Below are 15,830 nucleotides of genomic sequence, written 5' to 3'. Positions count from 1 at the left end.
TTTCCATGTTTGAACACCAAGATGGCTACGATGCCTACCAATTTGCCGCCACTCAGGCCAAGGCCGCCAGCGCCGATCCCCATCAGCTGGTGCTGATGTTGATGGATGGCCTGCTCGATGAGATAGCCCGGGCCGAAGGCCATATCCAGGCCAGGCAGTATGAGCGCAAGGGGCAGGCCATCAACAAGTGTCTGCAGATCCTCGGTGGCCTCGACAGCGCCCTCGACATGGAGAAGGGGGGGGAGCTTGCGGCCAACCTGCACCGTCTCTATGACTACTGTGGCCAGCGCCTGTTCGAGATCAGCGTCAGCAATGATTTGGCTGGTTTCGCCGATGTGCGACGCATTCTACTGGAGCTAAAACAGGGCTGGGAAGCCATGGCGGCTCACAAGGGGTGAAGCAGGCGGAAGCAGCACTTCCCGCCATTCCCATGTCGACATCCTAATTCATTGATAATTATTATTTATTTTATGGCCCACTCCTTGCTAGTGGCTATGTGCTACCACTCATTAAGGCCCTTGCCATGCCCGTCAAAAAGCCATCGATACCCGGCATCGAGTATGAGACTCGCCAGCGCCAGCTGCTGGCTCTGGGTCGTCAGTTGCAACAGCAGGCCCAGGCCGGTCAGTGGGATGCGGTGCGCTTGACCGATCAGCGGTTGGCACAGTTTTGCGGCGCACTGGCGAACTCGCCCTCCCTTTGGCAGGCTCTGCAGCCTGTCCGTCAGCAGATCAAAGCCTGGCATGGCGAGGCGCTTGCCCAGTGCCGGGCCGAGCTGGAGACCCGTCAGCAAGAGTGGCAACGACTCAGTCAGGGGCACGAAGGGATGCAAGCCTATGACGAGGTGCAGTCATGGCTGTGATCCGCCATCTGGAGCAGGCGACACTGGCCGCCGCGTCCCCAGAGCAGGGCACTATTCGTAGTCGCCAGCCGGTGGAGCCCGAACAGGGTTACCTGCCGCTCGACAGCCCCCACGCTGAGGTACCGCCTCTTCCTTTGCCAACGCTGCCTCAAGAACAAGGCAATGAGCAGGCCCCGCCGGAAGAGGGTCACCATGATGAGGAGGCGCTGGCCGCCGCCCTCGCTGTTTTCCTGCAGCAAGACCCCATGACTGGTTTCACAGCATCCACGAGCAGCGGCTTCTCCCGGCGCAGTGCCGGGGTGGAGACACTGACTTTCAGCGTGGAGTCGCGCCCGACGCAGGTAACCCAGGCACTTGTCTCGACTCGGGAGGATCGGCCGCTGTTGCCGGATGTGCCATCGCTCGCATTCGAGACGCTGCAGGCGAGGCTCAAGCTGCGTCAAGGTGCCTTCGCCGATCTGGCCGGTCAAGCCAGCCAGGCTGAACATCAGACTCCCGCGACAACCCGCGCCGGTGAAGCCGTTACCGCCCGTCCCTTACCCGTTTTGCCTCCCGCCCTGATCGCTGCGTTGGGGGGGGATCTGCCCAAAGGGGAGGGGGTCGAATCGAAAGGGATGCAAGTGCCCACCCTCACCACCCAGCAGCTGGCTCGCGGTCCCGAGTATCAATGGGCACCGGCCAAGCTGGCAGACAACCAGTCTCAATGGGGTCAGCAACTGGCCGATCTGCTTCGCGACAAGGTCGAGATGCAGGTCAACCATCAGATAAAGCAGGCTCATATTCGCCTGGACCCCCCTGAGCTGGGGCGCCTTGAGCTCACGGTGCGGATGGAGGGAGACAAGCTCAGTGTGCAGCTGAATGTGGCTAATCCGGCGGTGCGTGACGCCCTTATCCAGTCAATGGAACGGCTGCGCATGAGCCTGGCACCCCATCATGCCGGTGGGGTCGAGGTCAATGTGGGTCAGGGGGGCGAGCAGGAGCGGCGTCAGGCCTGGACTCAGGATGAGGTACTGGCCGGGCGGCGCGACTGGGCCGATGAACCCTCACCGACCGACACCCGGGGCCGAGATTGGCTCAACACCCTGGTCTGATAGCAACCGAACAACAAGGTAACGAGATACGATGCGGCGATTTTTCAAGTGGTTGATGGTGATAGTGGCGGCTTGCTGCTTACTGCTGGTGCTAGCTTATGGCGCTTATCTGAAGCGGGAGCAGATCGGGGTCTGGCTCGGTCTGACCGAGGCCAAGCCTGAACTCAGTGCGACGCCGTTATTCAAACCCATGGAGCGTTTCGTCATCAGCCTGGAGGGGGGGGCCCAGACCCATTATCTGGTACTGGAACTGGCCCTGGTGACCCACAATCCGGCCCAACTGACCGTGCTGGAAGAGCTCAAACCCCTGATCCGCAACGCCATGGTGCAGTACTTCAGCCATCGGACCCTGGAGAACGTGCGGCAGGAGCTGCAGAACATCAGCGTCCTGCAGAGCTCGCTGCTTGGCAAGTTGACCACGACGCTACAGGGATATGGTTATCAGACCTATCTGGATGAAGTGCTGATCACCAAGGTGTTGGTGCAATAGGTCCGCGATGAGTCATTCGGAGTGGGAGCAGCCAGATGTCTTCGCCGCCAAGAGGCCCATCTTAGGCGAGCAGGCCATCTTGATGCGCTATCTGCCCCTGGTCAAACGGGCGGCCAGTCACCTGCGTAGCCAGGTATCTGCCAGTTTCGATCAGGATGACATGGAGCAGGTGGGCATGATGGGCTTGCTGGAGGCCTGGCGTCGCTATGATGGTGAGCCGGATCAACAGTTCGAGAGTTATGCCTTCAAGCGCGTCCGTGGCGCCATGCTCGACGAGCTGCGTCGTCTCGACTGGCGACCACGCCAACTGCGTCAGCAGGTCCATGTTTACAACCAGGCCCAGCGCGAGCTGCACAACAGCGCAGGGCGCGCACCGACCGAGCAAGAGCTGGCCGATGCGCTCGCCACCTCGGTGGAGGAGGTCCGCCAGCTTGCCTATGCCAGCCAGGCCGAGGCTTTGCAGAGTCTGGAAGAGTGGCTGGAGAACGGTGGCCGGGCGCCGACCGCCGAATCCGATGATGCCGACCTGGCCATGACCCTCAGCAAGGTGCTCGCCACCCTGGACAAGCGGGAGCAGTTGCTGCTCTCCCTCTACTACCAACATGAGCTGAACATGAAGGAGATAGCCCTGGTACTCGGTCTGACCGAGTCCCGGGTTTGTCAGCTGCATAAGCAGTGTGTGCTTCAGCTCAAGAAGCAATTGGTCGATTCCATCTAATCATGCCTCGCCACACCCCGTGGCGAGGCTCCTTGTGTTGTGCGGGAGCATTCATGCAAAAACAGCTAGGCCTGGGCATCATCTTCGTGTGTGTGCTGGGCGGTTTCATGATGGCCGGTGGGCGCCTGCTCGCCCTGTGGCAGCCCGCCGAGATGGTCATTATCTTCGGCGCGGCCATCGGCTCCATGTTCATCGGCAACTCCAAAGAGGTGCTCCACGAGATGTGGCGCCAGATCAAACTGGTGGCCAAGCCAAACAAGGCTGAGCGGGAGCTCTACCGCGAGTTGCTGACCTTGATGCATCAACTGCTGGAAGAGACCCGCAGCAAGGGCCTCAAGGCCCTCGATGAACACATCGAGAATCCGCAGCAGAGCTCGGTCTTCCTGATGTACCCGCAGATCGCCGAGGATCCTCAGTTGCTGGGCTTCATCATCGACAACCTGCGCCTGCTCGGCATGGGCAAGATCAGCCCCCATGAACTGGAGACCATGCTCGAGCAGGAGATCATGGCCATCGAGGAGGAGATGCTCAAACCGGCCCATGCCCTGCACAAGACGGGGGAGGCCTGCCCGGGCTTCGGCATACTGGCGGCAGTCATGGGCATCATCATCACCATGCAGCAGCTCGATGGCCCTCTCACCGCCATTGGCGTACACGTGGCTGCGGCCCTGGTCGGCACCTTCATCGGGATATTCATGTGTTACTGCCTGCTCGAGCCCCTGAGCAGCGCCATGGAAGATCTGGTCAAACGGCGCATCTCCCTGCTGATGTGCGTCAAATCCATACTGCTGGCCCAGTTGCGTGGCAAACAGCCTCTGCTTGCGGTGGACTCGGGACGCAAGGTATTAGAGCCCGACGTCAAACCCAGCTTCATGGAGCTGGAAGAGTGGGTCACCAACAAGGCGATGTAGATGCGTAACCACGAACAGATCATTATCAAGCGGCAGAACCGACGCAACTCGGCGCCCAAGAGCGGAGGGGCCTGGAAGGTGGCCTTCGCCGACTTCACCCTCGCCATGATGGCCCTGTTCATGGTGCTCTGGATCCTGGCCGTCTCCAATCAGGAGGAGCGTGAGCAGGTCGCCAGCCATCTGCGTGATTACAGTATTCTGGACAACGCGGCCAATCCCTTCGATATCCGTAATAGCCCCTTCCCGGTCGACCTCGGCGGCCAGCCCTCACCCCTGGAAGAGCTGGTGCCCGTTTACACGCCGGACGGCCAGTTGATGCCCAGACACAGAGACCCCAGCCAGAGCATCCTCAATGAGAAGGGAGTCGATCACTACAGCAACCTGATTGTGGGGCGGGTCGAGGGCAAGCAACAGATGGCGCAATTGGCTGGCGTCATCGACTCCCTGGCCGATCAACTGCAGGCCAAGAACAACCTGGAGCTTCAGCTGGTGCCGCAGGGGCTGCGGATCCTCATCCGGGACAACGAGGACAGGGAGATGTACAGCCGGGGTAGTGCCAGGATCAGCCCCTTCTTCCGTCATCTGCTGATGGGGCTGGCCCCGGTGTTTCAGCGGGTGGAGAACCGGGTGATGATCTCGGGTCACACGGATAACACCCCCTTTGCCGGAGACAACTACAGCAACTGGGAGCTCTCCTCCGATCGCGCCATGATGGCCAGACGGGTGTTGCTGGCAGGCGGCATGCCGCCACAGCGGATTGCCCAGGTAGTGGCGATGTCAGATACCATGCTGGAGGATGCCGATAACCCGACCGGTAGCCGTAACCGGCGCATCGAATTGCTGATCATGACGACCGAGGCCGAGCAGAGCCTAGATCAGTTGTTCAGCTCACAGATACAGGCCGCGACGGCCCAGGCCAAGGAAGGTGTGCCCAGATGAAGGATGAACTAGCCCATGAGCTAACGCTGCTGCAGCAGGATCCCAGACGCAAGGTACCGCGTTGGTATCTGCACGACGGCACCACCCCCTTAGAGGCGCAAAGCTGTGGCATCGCCGCTCGCCTGCTGATCAGCGGTCTGTTGTTTGACAAGCGGATCGGGCGGGCAGTGATCAAGGACATAGGACCTGGCGGGGTGGGCTTCCTGGCCCCGTCCCGTTTCGAACTGCCTGACACCATCAGCCTCTCGCTTGCCCCCCACATCCGGCTCGAGTGCCAGATCATGCATAGGCGCGGCATAGGCCAGTATTTGAGTTTCTATGGAGCCAGCTGGACGGATCCGGGACAAGTGGATCTGGCTCCTGTGCTCAGCCACTGGCGACACTGCTTCATGGCAGTAGCGGAACCGGGCGTCGATCCAGACCCAGCGGATCAGGCACCTTCTCCAACCTGAGCCCGCCTTGACCCAGATCCAGTCCCTTGCTTGCCTGGAGCAGCAAGGGATCATGCAGACTCTCCAATGAAATGGTACTGGCGATAAAGGGCCCCCTGGTCGCTTGATGTCCACTGGGTTGGTGCCCGTCGGATGTGCTGTAGGCAATGGGACAACGGCTTACCCCCTGAGCCTGGGGCAGGCGCCAGGCGGGATTCCAGCGACTGGCATCATTCATGGAAACACCTTTCTCAAGTGCCCAGGCCAGCAGGGAACAGCCCTGAGGTTCTGATTCGAGTTGCAGATCGGCCCCTTGGCGCCAGGGGGGTAGCATGAAACTGTAGCGATCTGGGTTCTGCAACAGACGAGAGAGGGCCAGCAGGCGTGCGACATAGAAAAGGGTCTCCTCCGGCAGCGCCAGATCCCACAGATTACGGCTGTTGGCGGCCAGTATGGCCTTGGCGACTCGACCCTCCCCCGCGTTGTAGGCTGCCAAGGCCAATGGCCAGTCCCGATCGAACAGTTGATAGAGCCAGGCGAGGTAGGTGAGTGCTGCCTCGGTGGCGAGCGGCAGGGAGTAGCGGCCATCAAAGCTGTTGTTAATGGGGACCCCGAAGCGACTCGCCGTCTGGGGCATCAATTGCCAGGGACCGGCTGCCCCCGCGTGGGAGACAACCTCCAACCGGTAACTGCTCTCGATGAGGGGTACGAAACTGAGCAGGGGGGGGAGATGTCTGGCTTCGACCTGCTGGGCGACCCAGCGGATCATCGGTTGCACCTGACTCAGGCGTCGCTGCAGATAATCCTGCTGTTTGAGCAGGAACTGAGTCTGTTCCTGTACCAGCTCATTGCCCACCCCTGTCAGGGGGCTGGGAAAACCCGACTGCCAATGATAGTTTTGATAAGAATAACAACAGGATGATGTCAAAATTGTCAGCGAGTACAGCCATTTTGTTATGACTCTCATGGCGCCGCCATCTCTGGGTGGCCGAATGGGAATAAAAACATGGTTGCTCTCAACAGTTTCAGACCTTTTTTGTCGACTGTTCATGTGGATTCAAGGATGTGATGAGCATGATACCACAAGCAAAAACCCCCTCGACAGCAGGCAGAACACTACAGAAATTTCTGCTCTATCTCATCCTGATTAACTTCGTGCTGATGGGACTCTACATCCTTTATATGGATGGACTGGGTCTGGCGACAAATATGCTGCTGAGCGCCCTCCTCATTCTCTACAACCTGCTGCTTTGTCAGCTTGTTTGCCTGCGAGCACGGCGGGCTGGGGATGGTTACATCATCTATCCCGTGGTCGGTGTGAGCATTGCCTTGTGTACCTTAATCCTTTATCGCTTTATTATTTCGCCCTGAATGGAGGCGTTGCCTCAATGGGTCTCTAATTAATCGCTGTCTTTTTCCAGCAAATAACTTGTGGAAAATCAACTCACTTAATCTGCCCTTGTCAGCCGCTGCGTCAATATGTTCCCCGCCGTAAGGATCCTTGCTTGAAAAGCACTTTACTCGTCCTTAAACTTCACAGTGGAGAAAAGTGGATCAAAGTGGTTTTTCTGGGCAAAGGCCCACCATGTGTTACTCATTGGGGATGGCTAATTTGTTGCGTGGTGCTCACGCCATCAGCCTGGATGTCAAAGGGCGACTGGCGATTCCGACCAAATACCGTGATTGGCTGCGCGACGAATGCGACGGCCAGCTGGTCTGTACCATCGATATCGCCCACCCCTGCCTGCTGCTCTACCCCTTGCATGAATGGGAGGAGATTGAGCGCAAGCTGAAGACACTCTCGAGCATGGATCCGGCACAGCGCCGCCTGCAGCGTCTGCTGCTCGGCCACGCGACCGAATGTGAACTGGACGGCAATGGCCGTCTTTTGCTCTCCCAGCCCCTGCGCACTCATGCCGGGCTGGACAAAAAAATCATGCTGGTGGGTCAGCTCAACAAGTTTGAGCTGTGGGACGAGTCCCGCTGGCAACATCAGATCGATACCGATATCGCGAGCCTGCCCGAGGATGACTGGGCTGGCTCGGATCGTTTACAGGATTTCTCGCTATAAATGAGCCAAGCCGCTGAACACATCACAGTGCTGTTGCACGAAGCCGTCGAAGGTCTGGCCATCCAGCCGGACGGCATCTACGTCGACGGCACCTTTGGCCGTGGCGGTCACTCCCGTCTCATCTTGGAAAAACTGGGCCCCCATGGCCGCTTGATCGCGATTGACCGCGATCCCCAGGCCATCGCCGAGGCCGCCAAGATCCAGGACTCCCGTTTCGAGATAGTCCATGGCCCCTTCTCCGGCATCACCGACTACCTCAATGATCGCGGCCTGCTCGGCAAGGTAAACGGCTTCCTGCTGGATCTGGGGGTCTCCTCGCCTCAGCTCGATGATGCAGAGCGCGGTTTCAGCTTCATGAAAGATGGCCCCCTCGACATGCGCATGGATCCGACCAGCGGCCAGAGCGCCGCCGAGTGGCTGGCCAGGGCCGATGTGGATGATATTGCCTGGGTGCTCAAGACCTTTGGTGAGGAGCGCTTCGCCAAGAAGATAGCCCGCGCCATCGTCCATGACCGTGCCACTGAGCCCTATGTGCGTACCCGGCCACTGGCGGAGATGATTGCCAGGGTCAATCCGAGCAAAGAGAAGGGTAAACACGCCGCCACCCGCAGCTTCCAGGCGATCCGCATCTATATCAACAGCGAGCTGGACGAGATAGAGACGGCCCTCGATGGTGCCTTGCAGGCCCTGGCCCCGGAAGGGCGCCTGTCGGTCATCAGCTTCCACTCCCTGGAAGATCGCCTCGTGAAACACTTCATCCGCAAACATGAGAAGGGCCCGGACGTTCCCCGCGGCATCCCCCTGACCGAGTCCCAACTGGCCGGTGGTCGCAAGTTGAAGTCGGTGGGCAAGGCACTCAAGCCTTCTGACCATGAAGTCAGCGAAAACAGCCGATCACGCAGCTCGGTGCTGCGGGTCGCCCAGCGGTTGGCGGATTAACTCATGAGCGAGCCCCGCGTTCACCTCGGCAAGGAGATAATCCAGGACCTGTGGCGCCACAAGCTGCAGCTCGCGCTGGCCGTTGCCGTGCTGGTGACCTCCTTTGCGGTGATCCTGGTGACCAACATGACGCGGGTCATGACGTCGACCCAGAACGATCTCATGGCCGAGGAAGACAGGCTCAATATCGAATGGCGTCACCTGCTGCTGGAGCAGGGGACCCTGGCCGAGCACTCCCGTGTGGCAGCGCTGGCCATGGATAAGTTACAGATGGCTCGCCCCCTGGTGACCACTGAGAAGGTAATCAACCAACCATGAAACGCAAGACGCCCGCCAAGGCGCAGGCCAAAGCCCCGTCACTCTATCCGTGGCGCTTTCGCACCCTGGTGTTCTTCATCGGGGTCGCGTTTATCGGGCTTATCTTGCGTCTGGCCTGGATCCAGGTGATCAACCCGGACAGGTTGCGTCAGGAGGGGGACCTGCGCTCTTTGCGTACCACCTCGACCCAGGCTGTGCGCGGCATGATCACGGATCGGAACGGCGAACAGCTGGCCGTCTCCGTGCCGGTTGAGGCGGTCTGGGCCGATCCCAAGACGGTGCACGAATCCGGCTCCATCCATAACGAGCGGGCCTGGCTGGCGCTCTCCGCCGTGCTGAAGGTCGATATCGATGTGCTCAAGCGCCGTACCGCCAACCCCAAGAAACGCTTCGTTTACTTGCAGCGCCAGGTGACCCCTGCGGTGGCCGAATACATCAAGGGCCTCAAGCTGGGGGGGGTCTTCCTGCGCCCGGAATCCCGCCGTTTCTACCCCACTGGGGAGATCAGCTCTCATCTGGTGGGGGTGACCAACATCGATGGCCACGGCATCGAAGGCATAGAGCGCAGTTACGACCAGTGGCTGACGGCAACCCCTGGGGAACAGCGGGTGCGCAAGGATCGTCAGGGTCGGGTCATAGAGCGGCTCGGGGTGGTGAAAGAGGGCAAGAATGCCAACAACCTGGCCTTGAGCATCGATCAGCGGGTACAGGCGCTGGCCTACCGCGCCCTCAAGCGCGCCACCGATGAGAACAAGGCGACCTCCGGATCCCTGGTCATGCTGGACGTCAAGACAGGGGAGGTGCTGGCCATGGTCAACACCCCCTCCTACAACCCGAATAACCGCGGTCAGTATCAGAGTTTCCGGGTGCGCAACCGGGTTGTGACAGATACCTATGAGCCGGGCTCCACCCTCAAGCCGTTGATATTGTTGAGTGCCTTGCAGGCCGGGGTGACGAGCTGGAAAGATCATATCCCGGGTGGCCCGCTCTATATCGGCGCCAAGCAGATCAGGGATGTCAGCATCCACAGTGCCAACAACCTGTTCGACATACTGCGTTACTCCTCCAACATCGGCATGTCACGGATCGCCTTGCGCATGCCGGCTCAGGAGATGATCAACACCCTCAGCCTGTTCGGGCTTGGCAATGACACCGGCAGCGGCCTGATCGGTGAGAGCCTTGGGATGCTGCCCCAGCGTCGGCGCTGGTCCGATATCGAGCGCGCCACCCTGTCGTTCGGCTACGGCCTGCGGGTGACACCGCTGCAGCTGGCCTCCGCCTACGCCACCCTGGCCAATCAGGGCAAGCGGGTACCCATCTCCACAATCAAGCTGGACAAGGCGCCCAGGGGAGAGCAGGTCATCGACCACAACAACGCCAAGGCCATGATGCAGGCGCTGGAGTTCGTGGTCGACAATGCCATTCCCAAGGCCAAGGTGCCCGGCTACCGCATCGGTGGCAAGAGTGGCACCGCCAAGGTGGCGGTCGCCGGTGGCTATGGCAAGGACTACATGGGCTGGTTCGCCGGCTTCGCGCCAGCCAGCGATCCTCGCTTCGTCATGGTGGTGGTGATCAACGAGCCCAAGGGCAGTGCCTATTACGGTGGCGCCGTTGCCACCCCGCCCTTCGCCGAGGCCATGGGCGGCGTACTCCAGCTCTACAACATTCGTCCCGATGCGGTGCCCAATGCGCCGCCCCCCTCGCTCGCCCAGATGGAGGCCGCCGTTGTCCCTCACACTTGATGCACTCGTGCGCCCCCTTGGCATTGAGGCCCAGGCGCTCCCGCTGACCGACATGCAGCTCGATAGCCGACGGGTCGGCCCCGGCTGTCTGTTCGTGGCGCTCAAGGGGCATCAGGTCGACGGCAGACAGTTCATCGAACAGGCGGTTGCCCAGGGGGCGAGCGCCGTGCTGTTTGAGGAAGATGGGACATTCGTACCGTCTGCGCTCGATGTGCCCTGCGTCGGTATTCGCGATCTGCCCGCCAGGCTGTCGGGTCTGGCCGGGCGTTTCTTCGGGGAGCCTGCGGCGGCGCTGGACTTGATTGGTATCACCGGCACCAATGGCAAGAGCACCACCGCCTTGCTGGTCGCCAACTGGCATAGCCTGCTGGTCGGTGAACCGGGTGGCAAGGCCGCCGTCATGGGCACCATAGGCAATGGTCTGTTTGGCGAGCTGATTGAAGCCGCCAACACCACGGGCAGCGCCCTCGAAGTGCAGGCCAATCTGGCCGCCTTGCGGGACAAAGGCGCCAGTCTGGTTGCCATGGAAGTCTCCAGCCACGGTCTGGTTCAGCACAGGGTCGCCGACCTGCATTTTGCCGCCACTGTTTTCACTAATCTGAGTCGGGATCACCTCGACTATCACGGCACCATGGCCGCCTATGGCGAGGCCAAGGCGCTGCTGCTCAAGCAGGTCGATGCCGCGAATGCCGTCATCAATCATGATGACCCGCTCGGGCGCGAATGGTTGAACCTGTATCCCCAGGCGGTGGCCTTTGGCACCAATGGCCCGATTGAAAATCATCCAGGGCGACAGTTGACGGCGCAGGATCCCCAATTTCATCAGCAGGGATTCAGTTCTGCCATTAACTCCAGCTGGGGGAATGGTGTATTATCCGCCCCCTTGCTCGGCCGCTTCAACGTCAGCAATGTGCTGGCCGCCATGGGGGTCATGCTGGTGCTCGGCCATGAGCTCGAGCAGCTGCTGGTGACCGCTCCCCGCTTGCAGGGAGTCACGGGGCGCATGGAGTGCTTCGGTGGTGGTCAGGTGCCGCTTGCCGTGGTCGATTATGCCCATACCCCGGATGCGCTGGAGAAGGCATTGCAGGCCCTGCGGGTGCACTGCGAGGGTCGTCTGTGGTGCATCGTCGGTTGCGGCGGTGACAGAGACAGCGGCAAGCGTCCCATGATGGCTGCCATGGCAGAGCAACATGCGGATTGCGTGATCCTGACCGATGACAATCCCCGTACCGAATCGCCGGCCCGCATCATGGCTGACATGGTGGCGGGTCTTGCCGATCCTGATGCTGTGACCATAGAGCACGACAGGGTCAAGGCCATCGAATTCGCGTTGGCGCAGGCGAGCAAAGAGGACATCATCCTGGTGGCCGGTAAGGGGCACGAGGATTATCAGATCATTGGTACCGACAAGCGGCACTACAGCGATCGGGAGACCGTCGCGGCCGCCTTGGACACAATAATGGAGTCATTCAGATGATGGCCCTCAGGCTTTCCGACCGGGAGACCGTCGCGGCCGCCTTGGACACAATATTATTGGAGTCATTCACATGATGACCCTCAGGCTTGCCGAACTGGCGCAGGCACTCGATGCCCGGTTACTGGGTGAGGACGCAGAGATCACCGCGATCAGCACGGATACCCGTACCCTGGGTCCGGGCGCACTTTTCGTTGCCTTGCGCGGTGAGCGTTTCGACGCCCACGATTTTTGTGAGCAAGCCATGGCGGCAGGCGCCAGCGCCTTGCTGGTTGAGCGCGAGCTGCCCCTGGCCATTCCCCAGCTGATAGTGACAAACAGCCTCAAGGGGTTGGGTCTGCTCGGTCGACTGGTGCGCGAGCGCGTCAACCCCAAGGTGCTGGCCATCACCGGCAGTTGCGGCAAGACCACGGTGAAAGAGATGGCGACCGCCATACTGCGCCATGAAGGCGAGGTGCTGGCCACCGCTGGCAACTTCAACAACGAAGTGGGCGTACCGCTCACCCTGCTGCGCCTCGAGGCGCAGCACCAGTTTGCGGTGATGGAGCTGGGTGCCAACCACCCGGGGGAGATCGCCTGGACCACCTCCCTGGCCCGGCCCGATGCCGCCATCATCAACAACGTGGCGGCGGCTCATCTGGAAGGTTTTGGCTCTCTGGAAGGGGTGTTCCATGCCAAGAGCGAAATCTTCGAAGGTCTGGGCGAGTGCGGTAACGCCATCGTCAATGCCGACAACGAGTTCTGGCCCCAGTGGCGGGAACGGGGCATTCGGTGCGCCTTCTCCCTCGAAGATCAGAGCCAGCCCTTCCATGCCCGTGACATCGTACTCAACGGGCAGGGCTGCGCCGAATTCGTGCTAGTGACCCCGCAGGGAGAGTTGACCCTTACCCTGGCCATTCCCGGTCGCCACAACGTGGCCAATGCCCTGGCCGCCGCCGCGGGCTGCCTGGCACTGGGGGCGTCGCTTGCCTCGGTCAAGGCGGGGCTGGAGCAGATGGCGCCGGTCAAGGGCCGCTTCTGCGTGCGGCGCTGGGGTGACCTGACCCTGATTGATGACACTTACAACGCCAGTGTGGAGTCCGTACTGGCTGGCATCGATGCCCTGACCGCCATGGGTGGCTACAAGGTGCTGGTGTTTGGTGACATGAAGGAGTTGGGCGAGGAGTCTGCCGCGCAACATGCCCGGGTTGGACACCACGCCCGCGAACGCGGCCTCGACGCCGTGCTGACAGTGGGTGAACAGAGCCGCCACACCGCGGATGCTGCGGGCGGCCGACATTTTGACAACAAGGCGTCCTTGTATGACGCGCTGGCACAGATGATAAACACAGAGCAAACCATCTCGATTCTGGTGAAAGGGGCGCGTGGTTCGCGCATGGAAGAGATAGTCAACATGGTCGCCGACCATCAGGAGCAAGCCTCATGCTAGTCTGGCTGGCGGAATTACTCACCCCGCACTTCACCTTCTTCAACGTCTTCTCCTATCTGACGCTGCGCGCCATCCTGTCTATCCTCACGGCGCTCGGAGTGGCACTCTGGTTGGGACCACGGCTGATCCGTCGCCTGCAGATCATGAAATTTGGCCAGGTGATCCGCCAGGACGGCCCTGAGTCTCATTTCAGCAAGGCGGGTACCCCGACCATGGGCGGCCTGATGATACTGGCGGCCATCTTCGTCTCTGTGCTGCTCTGGTGTCGCCTCGACAACCCCTATGTCTGGCTGGTGCTGTTCGTGCTGGCCGCCTACGGTGCCATCGGTTTCGTCGATGACTATCGCAAGGTGGTGCGCAAGAATACCGATGGCCTGATCGCCCGCTGGAAATATTTCTGGCAATCCGCGGTGGCACTGATCGTCGCCGTCTTCCTCTACACCACGGCCACCCATGATGGTCAGACTCAGCTGGTGGTGCCCTTCCTCAAGGATGTGATGCCGCAGCTCGGGCTGATGTTCATCCTGCTGACCTACTTCGTCATCGTCGGTACCTCCAACGCGGTCAATCTGACCGATGGTCTGGATGGTCTGGCCATCATGCCGACCGTTATGGTGGCAGGAGGCTTCGCCCTGATTGCCTGGGCGACCGGCAACGTCAATTTTGCCAGCTACCTGCACATTCCTTATGTGCCCTATACCTCCGAGCTGGTGATTGTGTGCACCGCCATCATAGGGGCGGGCCTGGGCTTCCTCTGGTTCAATACCTATCCCGCTCAGGTCTTCATGGGGGATGTGGGCTCACTGGCTCTGGGCGGTGCCCTTGGCACCATAGCCGTGCTGGTACGCCAGGAGTTCCTGCTGGTGATCATGGGGGGCGTCTTCGTGATGGAGACCGTCTCCGTTATCCTGCAGGTTGGGTCCTACAAGCTGCGCGGGGTACGCATCTTCCGCATGGCGCCCATTCATCACCACTACGAGAAGAAGGGCTGGCCCGAGCCGCGCGTCATCGTGCGCTTCTGGATCATCACCCTGATGCTGGTGCTGCTGGGTCTTGCCACCCTGAAGGTGCGTTAATCATGGTCATCATCATAGGTCTGGGGAAAACCGGTCTCTCTTGTGTCGATTATTTCCTCGGCCGTGGTGTGACCCCCCTGGTGATGGATACCCGTCGCAATCCCCCTGGTCAGGATCAGCTCCCGGCCGGGGTTGAACTCATTGAGGGACTGGATGAAGCCTTGCTCACCCAGGCCCATCTGATCGTGGCCAGTCCCGGTATCGCCCTGGCGACCCCCGAACTCAGGGCTGCCGCCGAGCGGGGGGTGGACATAGTCGGCGACATCGAGCTGTTCGTGCGCGAGACCCACACCCCCGTCATTGCCATCACCGGCTCCAACGGCAAGAGCACGGTCACCACTCTGGTCGGCGAGATGATCGCCGAGGCGGGCCTCAAGGTGGGCGTCGGTGGCAACATCGGCACCCCTGCGCTGACGTTGCTCAAGCAGCCGATGGATCTCTGCGTGCTGGAGCTCTCCAGCTTCCAGCTCGAGACCACCCATAGCCTGCGCGCCGTCGCCTCAGTGGTGCTGAACCTCTCTGAGGATCACATGGATCGCTACATGGGCATGGCCGATTACCGCGCCGCCAAGCAAGAGATCCATCAGCATTCCCAACATATTCTGGTCAATCGGGACGATGCCCTGACCCTGCCCGACGTGGGCGAGCTCTGGCAAAGTTTTGGCCTGGACGACAAGAGTTATGGCCGAACCCTCTGCGAGGGGCGCCTGTGGCTGAGTCTGCATGGCGAGCCGCTCATCGCGGTGGACGAGATGAAGATCGTCGGTGCCCACAACCAGGCCAACGCCCTTGCCGCCATGGCCCTGTGCGACGCCGTCGGCATTCCCCGCGAGCCACAGCTTGCCGTGCTGCGCCGCTTCGAAGGACTGCCCCACCGTGCCCGCTTCGTGCGCGAGGTGGCGGGGGTTCGCTGGATCAATGACTCCAAGGCCACCAACGTGGGGGCCACCCTGGCCGCCGTGGCTGGGGTGCGGGAATCGGTCAAGGGGCACCTGCTGCTGTTGGCTGGCGGCCAGGGCAAGGGCCAGGATTTTGGCCCTGTGCAAGCGCTGCTCGGCAGCCAGATAGACAAGATGTACTGCTTTGGTCAGGATGCCGACACCTTGCTGGCGCTGGGCGAGCAGACTGAGCGGGTTGACTCCCTCGAGGCCGCCGTCGCCAAGGCCGCAGCCGACGCCAGACCCGGCGACTGGGTGCTGCTTGCCCCGGCCTGCGCCAGTCTGGATCAGTTCAAATCCTTCGAAGCACGGGGCGATCGCTTCACCGAACTGGTACTGATGCTATGAACGCGCCCCTTGCCAGCCTGGACGGGCTTAACCTCTTCACATCCTTCGACGTT

General features: G+C 60.9%; 18 protein-coding genes. 17 read left to right on the top strand and 1 reads right to left on the bottom strand.

The window, feature by feature from the left end; all coding sequences use genetic code 11:
* The first annotated feature begins 5 nt into the window (after positions 1 to 5).
* From lafC to BN1130_RS21650, 8 genes are all read left to right on the top strand, one after another.
* Positions 6 to 398, top strand: a complete 393-nt coding sequence (gene lafC / locus BN1130_RS10190) for a lateral flagellar export chaperone LafC (RefSeq protein WP_042041837.1) — start codon at positions 6 to 8, stop codon at positions 396 to 398.
* Positions 399 to 523: 125 nt separating this feature from the next.
* Positions 524 to 862 (top strand): hypothetical protein, encoded by a 339-nt coding sequence (locus tag BN1130_RS10185; RefSeq protein WP_042041835.1) that lies wholly within the window; start codon positions 524 to 526, stop codon positions 860 to 862.
* Complete coding sequence (locus tag BN1130_RS23030; protein WP_269745809.1) at positions 853 to 1,953, top strand: flagellar hook-length control protein FliK; 1,101 nt, start codon at positions 853 to 855, stop codon at positions 1,951 to 1,953. Before BN1130_RS10185 ends, BN1130_RS23030 begins: the two co-directional genes overlap by 10 nt.
* A gap of 31 nt (positions 1,954 to 1,984) precedes the next feature.
* Positions 1,985 to 2,443: a lateral flagellar basal body-associated protein LafF gene (gene lafF, locus BN1130_RS10175; RefSeq protein WP_042041832.1), complete on the top strand. Its 459-nt coding sequence runs from the start codon at positions 1,985 to 1,987 to the stop codon at positions 2,441 to 2,443.
* 7 nt (positions 2,444 to 2,450) lie between these two features.
* Positions 2,451 to 3,161 carry a lateral flagellar system RNA polymerase sigma factor LafS gene (gene lafS / locus BN1130_RS10170; protein WP_042041830.1) on the top strand — a complete coding sequence of 237 codons (711 nt, stop codon included), beginning with the start codon at positions 2,451 to 2,453 and terminating at the stop codon, positions 3,159 to 3,161.
* Between the two features lie 53 nt (positions 3,162 to 3,214).
* Positions 3,215 to 4,072 (top strand): lateral flagellar motor stator protein LafT, encoded by an 858-nt coding sequence (lafT, locus tag BN1130_RS10165; protein ID WP_042041828.1) that lies wholly within the window; start codon positions 3,215 to 3,217, stop codon positions 4,070 to 4,072.
* A complete protein-coding gene (gene lafU / locus BN1130_RS10160; protein ID WP_042041825.1) occupies positions 4,073 to 5,011 on the top strand; it encodes a lateral flagellar motor protein LafU in 939 nt (312 codons plus the stop codon). It abuts the gene before it with no gap.
* Positions 5,008 to 5,463, top strand: coding sequence for a hypothetical protein (locus BN1130_RS21650; protein WP_084218179.1), 456 nt, complete (start codon positions 5,008 to 5,010; stop codon positions 5,461 to 5,463). The genes lafU and BN1130_RS21650 overlap by 4 nt, the downstream gene beginning before the upstream one ends.
* On the opposite strand, the gene BN1130_RS10150 is transcribed toward BN1130_RS21650, so the two are convergent.
* A complete protein-coding gene (locus BN1130_RS10150; protein ID WP_232301964.1) occupies positions 5,399 to 6,298 on the bottom strand; it encodes a lytic transglycosylase domain-containing protein in 900 nt (299 codons plus the stop codon). The two genes, BN1130_RS21650 and BN1130_RS10150, sit on opposite strands and share 65 nt — an antisense overlap.
* A 218-nt stretch (positions 6,299 to 6,516) precedes the next feature.
* On the opposite strand from BN1130_RS10150, the gene BN1130_RS10145 reads away from it, so the two are divergent.
* The 9 genes from BN1130_RS10145 (at position 6,517) to murD (ending at position 15,777) form a co-directional block, all read left to right on the top strand.
* Positions 6,517 to 6,813, top strand: a complete 297-nt coding sequence (locus BN1130_RS10145) for a hypothetical protein (RefSeq protein ID WP_042041823.1) — start codon at positions 6,517 to 6,519, stop codon at positions 6,811 to 6,813.
* A gap of 241 nt (positions 6,814 to 7,054) precedes the next feature.
* A complete protein-coding gene (gene mraZ, locus BN1130_RS10140; RefSeq protein ID WP_042041821.1) occupies positions 7,055 to 7,513 on the top strand; it encodes a division/cell wall cluster transcriptional repressor MraZ in 459 nt (152 codons plus the stop codon).
* Positions 7,514 to 8,452, top strand: coding sequence for a 16S rRNA (cytosine(1402)-N(4))-methyltransferase RsmH (gene rsmH, locus BN1130_RS10135; protein ID WP_042041819.1), 939 nt, complete (start codon positions 7,514 to 7,516; stop codon positions 8,450 to 8,452).
* 3 nt (positions 8,453 to 8,455) lie between these two features.
* Complete coding sequence (gene ftsL / locus BN1130_RS10130; protein ID WP_042041817.1) at positions 8,456 to 8,770, top strand: cell division protein FtsL; 315 nt, start codon at positions 8,456 to 8,458, stop codon at positions 8,768 to 8,770.
* Positions 8,767 to 10,512 (top strand): penicillin-binding transpeptidase domain-containing protein, encoded by a 1,746-nt coding sequence (locus BN1130_RS10125; RefSeq protein WP_042041815.1) that lies wholly within the window; start codon positions 8,767 to 8,769, stop codon positions 10,510 to 10,512. Before ftsL ends, BN1130_RS10125 begins: the two co-directional genes overlap by 4 nt.
* The gene (gene murE / locus BN1130_RS10120) at positions 10,496 to 11,989 is read left to right on the top strand and encodes a UDP-N-acetylmuramoyl-L-alanyl-D-glutamate--2,6-diaminopimelate ligase (RefSeq protein ID WP_232301963.1); all 1,494 of its coding nucleotides are present in this window, start codon (positions 10,496 to 10,498) and stop codon (positions 11,987 to 11,989) included. Before BN1130_RS10125 ends, murE begins: the two co-directional genes overlap by 17 nt.
* A 70-nt stretch (positions 11,990 to 12,059) precedes the next feature.
* A complete protein-coding gene (locus BN1130_RS10115; RefSeq protein WP_042041812.1) occupies positions 12,060 to 13,415 on the top strand; it encodes a UDP-N-acetylmuramoyl-tripeptide--D-alanyl-D-alanine ligase in 1,356 nt (451 codons plus the stop codon).
* Positions 13,409 to 14,491 carry a phospho-N-acetylmuramoyl-pentapeptide-transferase gene (mraY, locus tag BN1130_RS10110; RefSeq protein WP_042041811.1) on the top strand — a complete coding sequence of 361 codons (1,083 nt, stop codon included), beginning with the start codon at positions 13,409 to 13,411 and terminating at the stop codon, positions 14,489 to 14,491. Before BN1130_RS10115 ends, mraY begins: the two co-directional genes overlap by 7 nt.
* Before the next feature lie 2 nt (positions 14,492 to 14,493).
* Positions 14,494 to 15,777 carry a UDP-N-acetylmuramoyl-L-alanine--D-glutamate ligase gene (gene murD, locus BN1130_RS10105; protein WP_042041810.1) on the top strand — a complete coding sequence of 428 codons (1,284 nt, stop codon included), beginning with the start codon at positions 14,494 to 14,496 and terminating at the stop codon, positions 15,775 to 15,777.
* Positions 15,778 to 15,830: the final 53 nt, after the last annotated feature.

The sequence above is a fragment of the Aeromonas rivuli genome (genome assembly GCF_000820045.1).
Classification (GTDB): domain Bacteria; phylum Pseudomonadota; class Gammaproteobacteria; order Enterobacterales; family Aeromonadaceae; genus Aeromonas; species Aeromonas rivuli.
Note: the sequence above shows the minus strand (reverse complement) of the source record. Positions and strands in the feature narration are given on the sequence as shown.

Bases quoted from the DNA above. Each gene is read 5' to 3' on its own strand.
- BN1130_RS10145 (WP_042041823.1), top strand. From the start codon at position 6,517: ATGATACCACAAGCAAAAACCCCCTCGACAGCAGGCAGAACACTACAG.
- lafT (WP_042041828.1), top strand. From the start codon at position 3,215: ATGCAAAAACAGCTAGGCCTGGGCATCATCTTCGTGTGTGTGCTGGGC.
- ftsL (WP_042041817.1), top strand. From the start codon at position 8,456: ATGAGCGAGCCCCGCGTTCACCTCGGCAAGGAGATAATCCAGGACCTG.
- BN1130_RS23030 (WP_269745809.1), top strand. From the start codon at position 853: ATGGCTGTGATCCGCCATCTGGAGCAGGCGACACTGGCCGCCGCGTCC.
- lafF (WP_042041832.1), top strand. From the start codon at position 1,985: ATGCGGCGATTTTTCAAGTGGTTGATGGTGATAGTGGCGGCTTGCTGC.
- lafS (WP_042041830.1), top strand. From the start codon at position 2,451: ATGAGTCATTCGGAGTGGGAGCAGCCAGATGTCTTCGCCGCCAAGAGG.
- lafU (WP_042041825.1), top strand. From the start codon at position 4,073: ATGCGTAACCACGAACAGATCATTATCAAGCGGCAGAACCGACGCAAC.
- murD (WP_042041810.1), top strand. From the start codon at position 14,494: ATGGTCATCATCATAGGTCTGGGGAAAACCGGTCTCTCTTGTGTCGAT.
- mraY (WP_042041811.1), top strand. From the start codon at position 13,409: ATGCTAGTCTGGCTGGCGGAATTACTCACCCCGCACTTCACCTTCTTC.
- BN1130_RS21650 (WP_084218179.1), top strand. From the start codon at position 5,008: ATGAAGGATGAACTAGCCCATGAGCTAACGCTGCTGCAGCAGGATCCC.
- BN1130_RS10115 (WP_042041812.1), top strand. From the start codon at position 12,060: ATGATGACCCTCAGGCTTGCCGAACTGGCGCAGGCACTCGATGCCCGG.
- BN1130_RS10125 (WP_042041815.1), top strand. From the start codon at position 8,767: ATGAAACGCAAGACGCCCGCCAAGGCGCAGGCCAAAGCCCCGTCACTC.
- BN1130_RS10185 (WP_042041835.1), top strand. From the start codon at position 524: ATGCCCGTCAAAAAGCCATCGATACCCGGCATCGAGTATGAGACTCGC.
- lafC (WP_042041837.1), top strand. From the start codon at position 6: ATGTTTGAACACCAAGATGGCTACGATGCCTACCAATTTGCCGCCACT.
- rsmH (WP_042041819.1), top strand. From the start codon at position 7,514: ATGAGCCAAGCCGCTGAACACATCACAGTGCTGTTGCACGAAGCCGTC.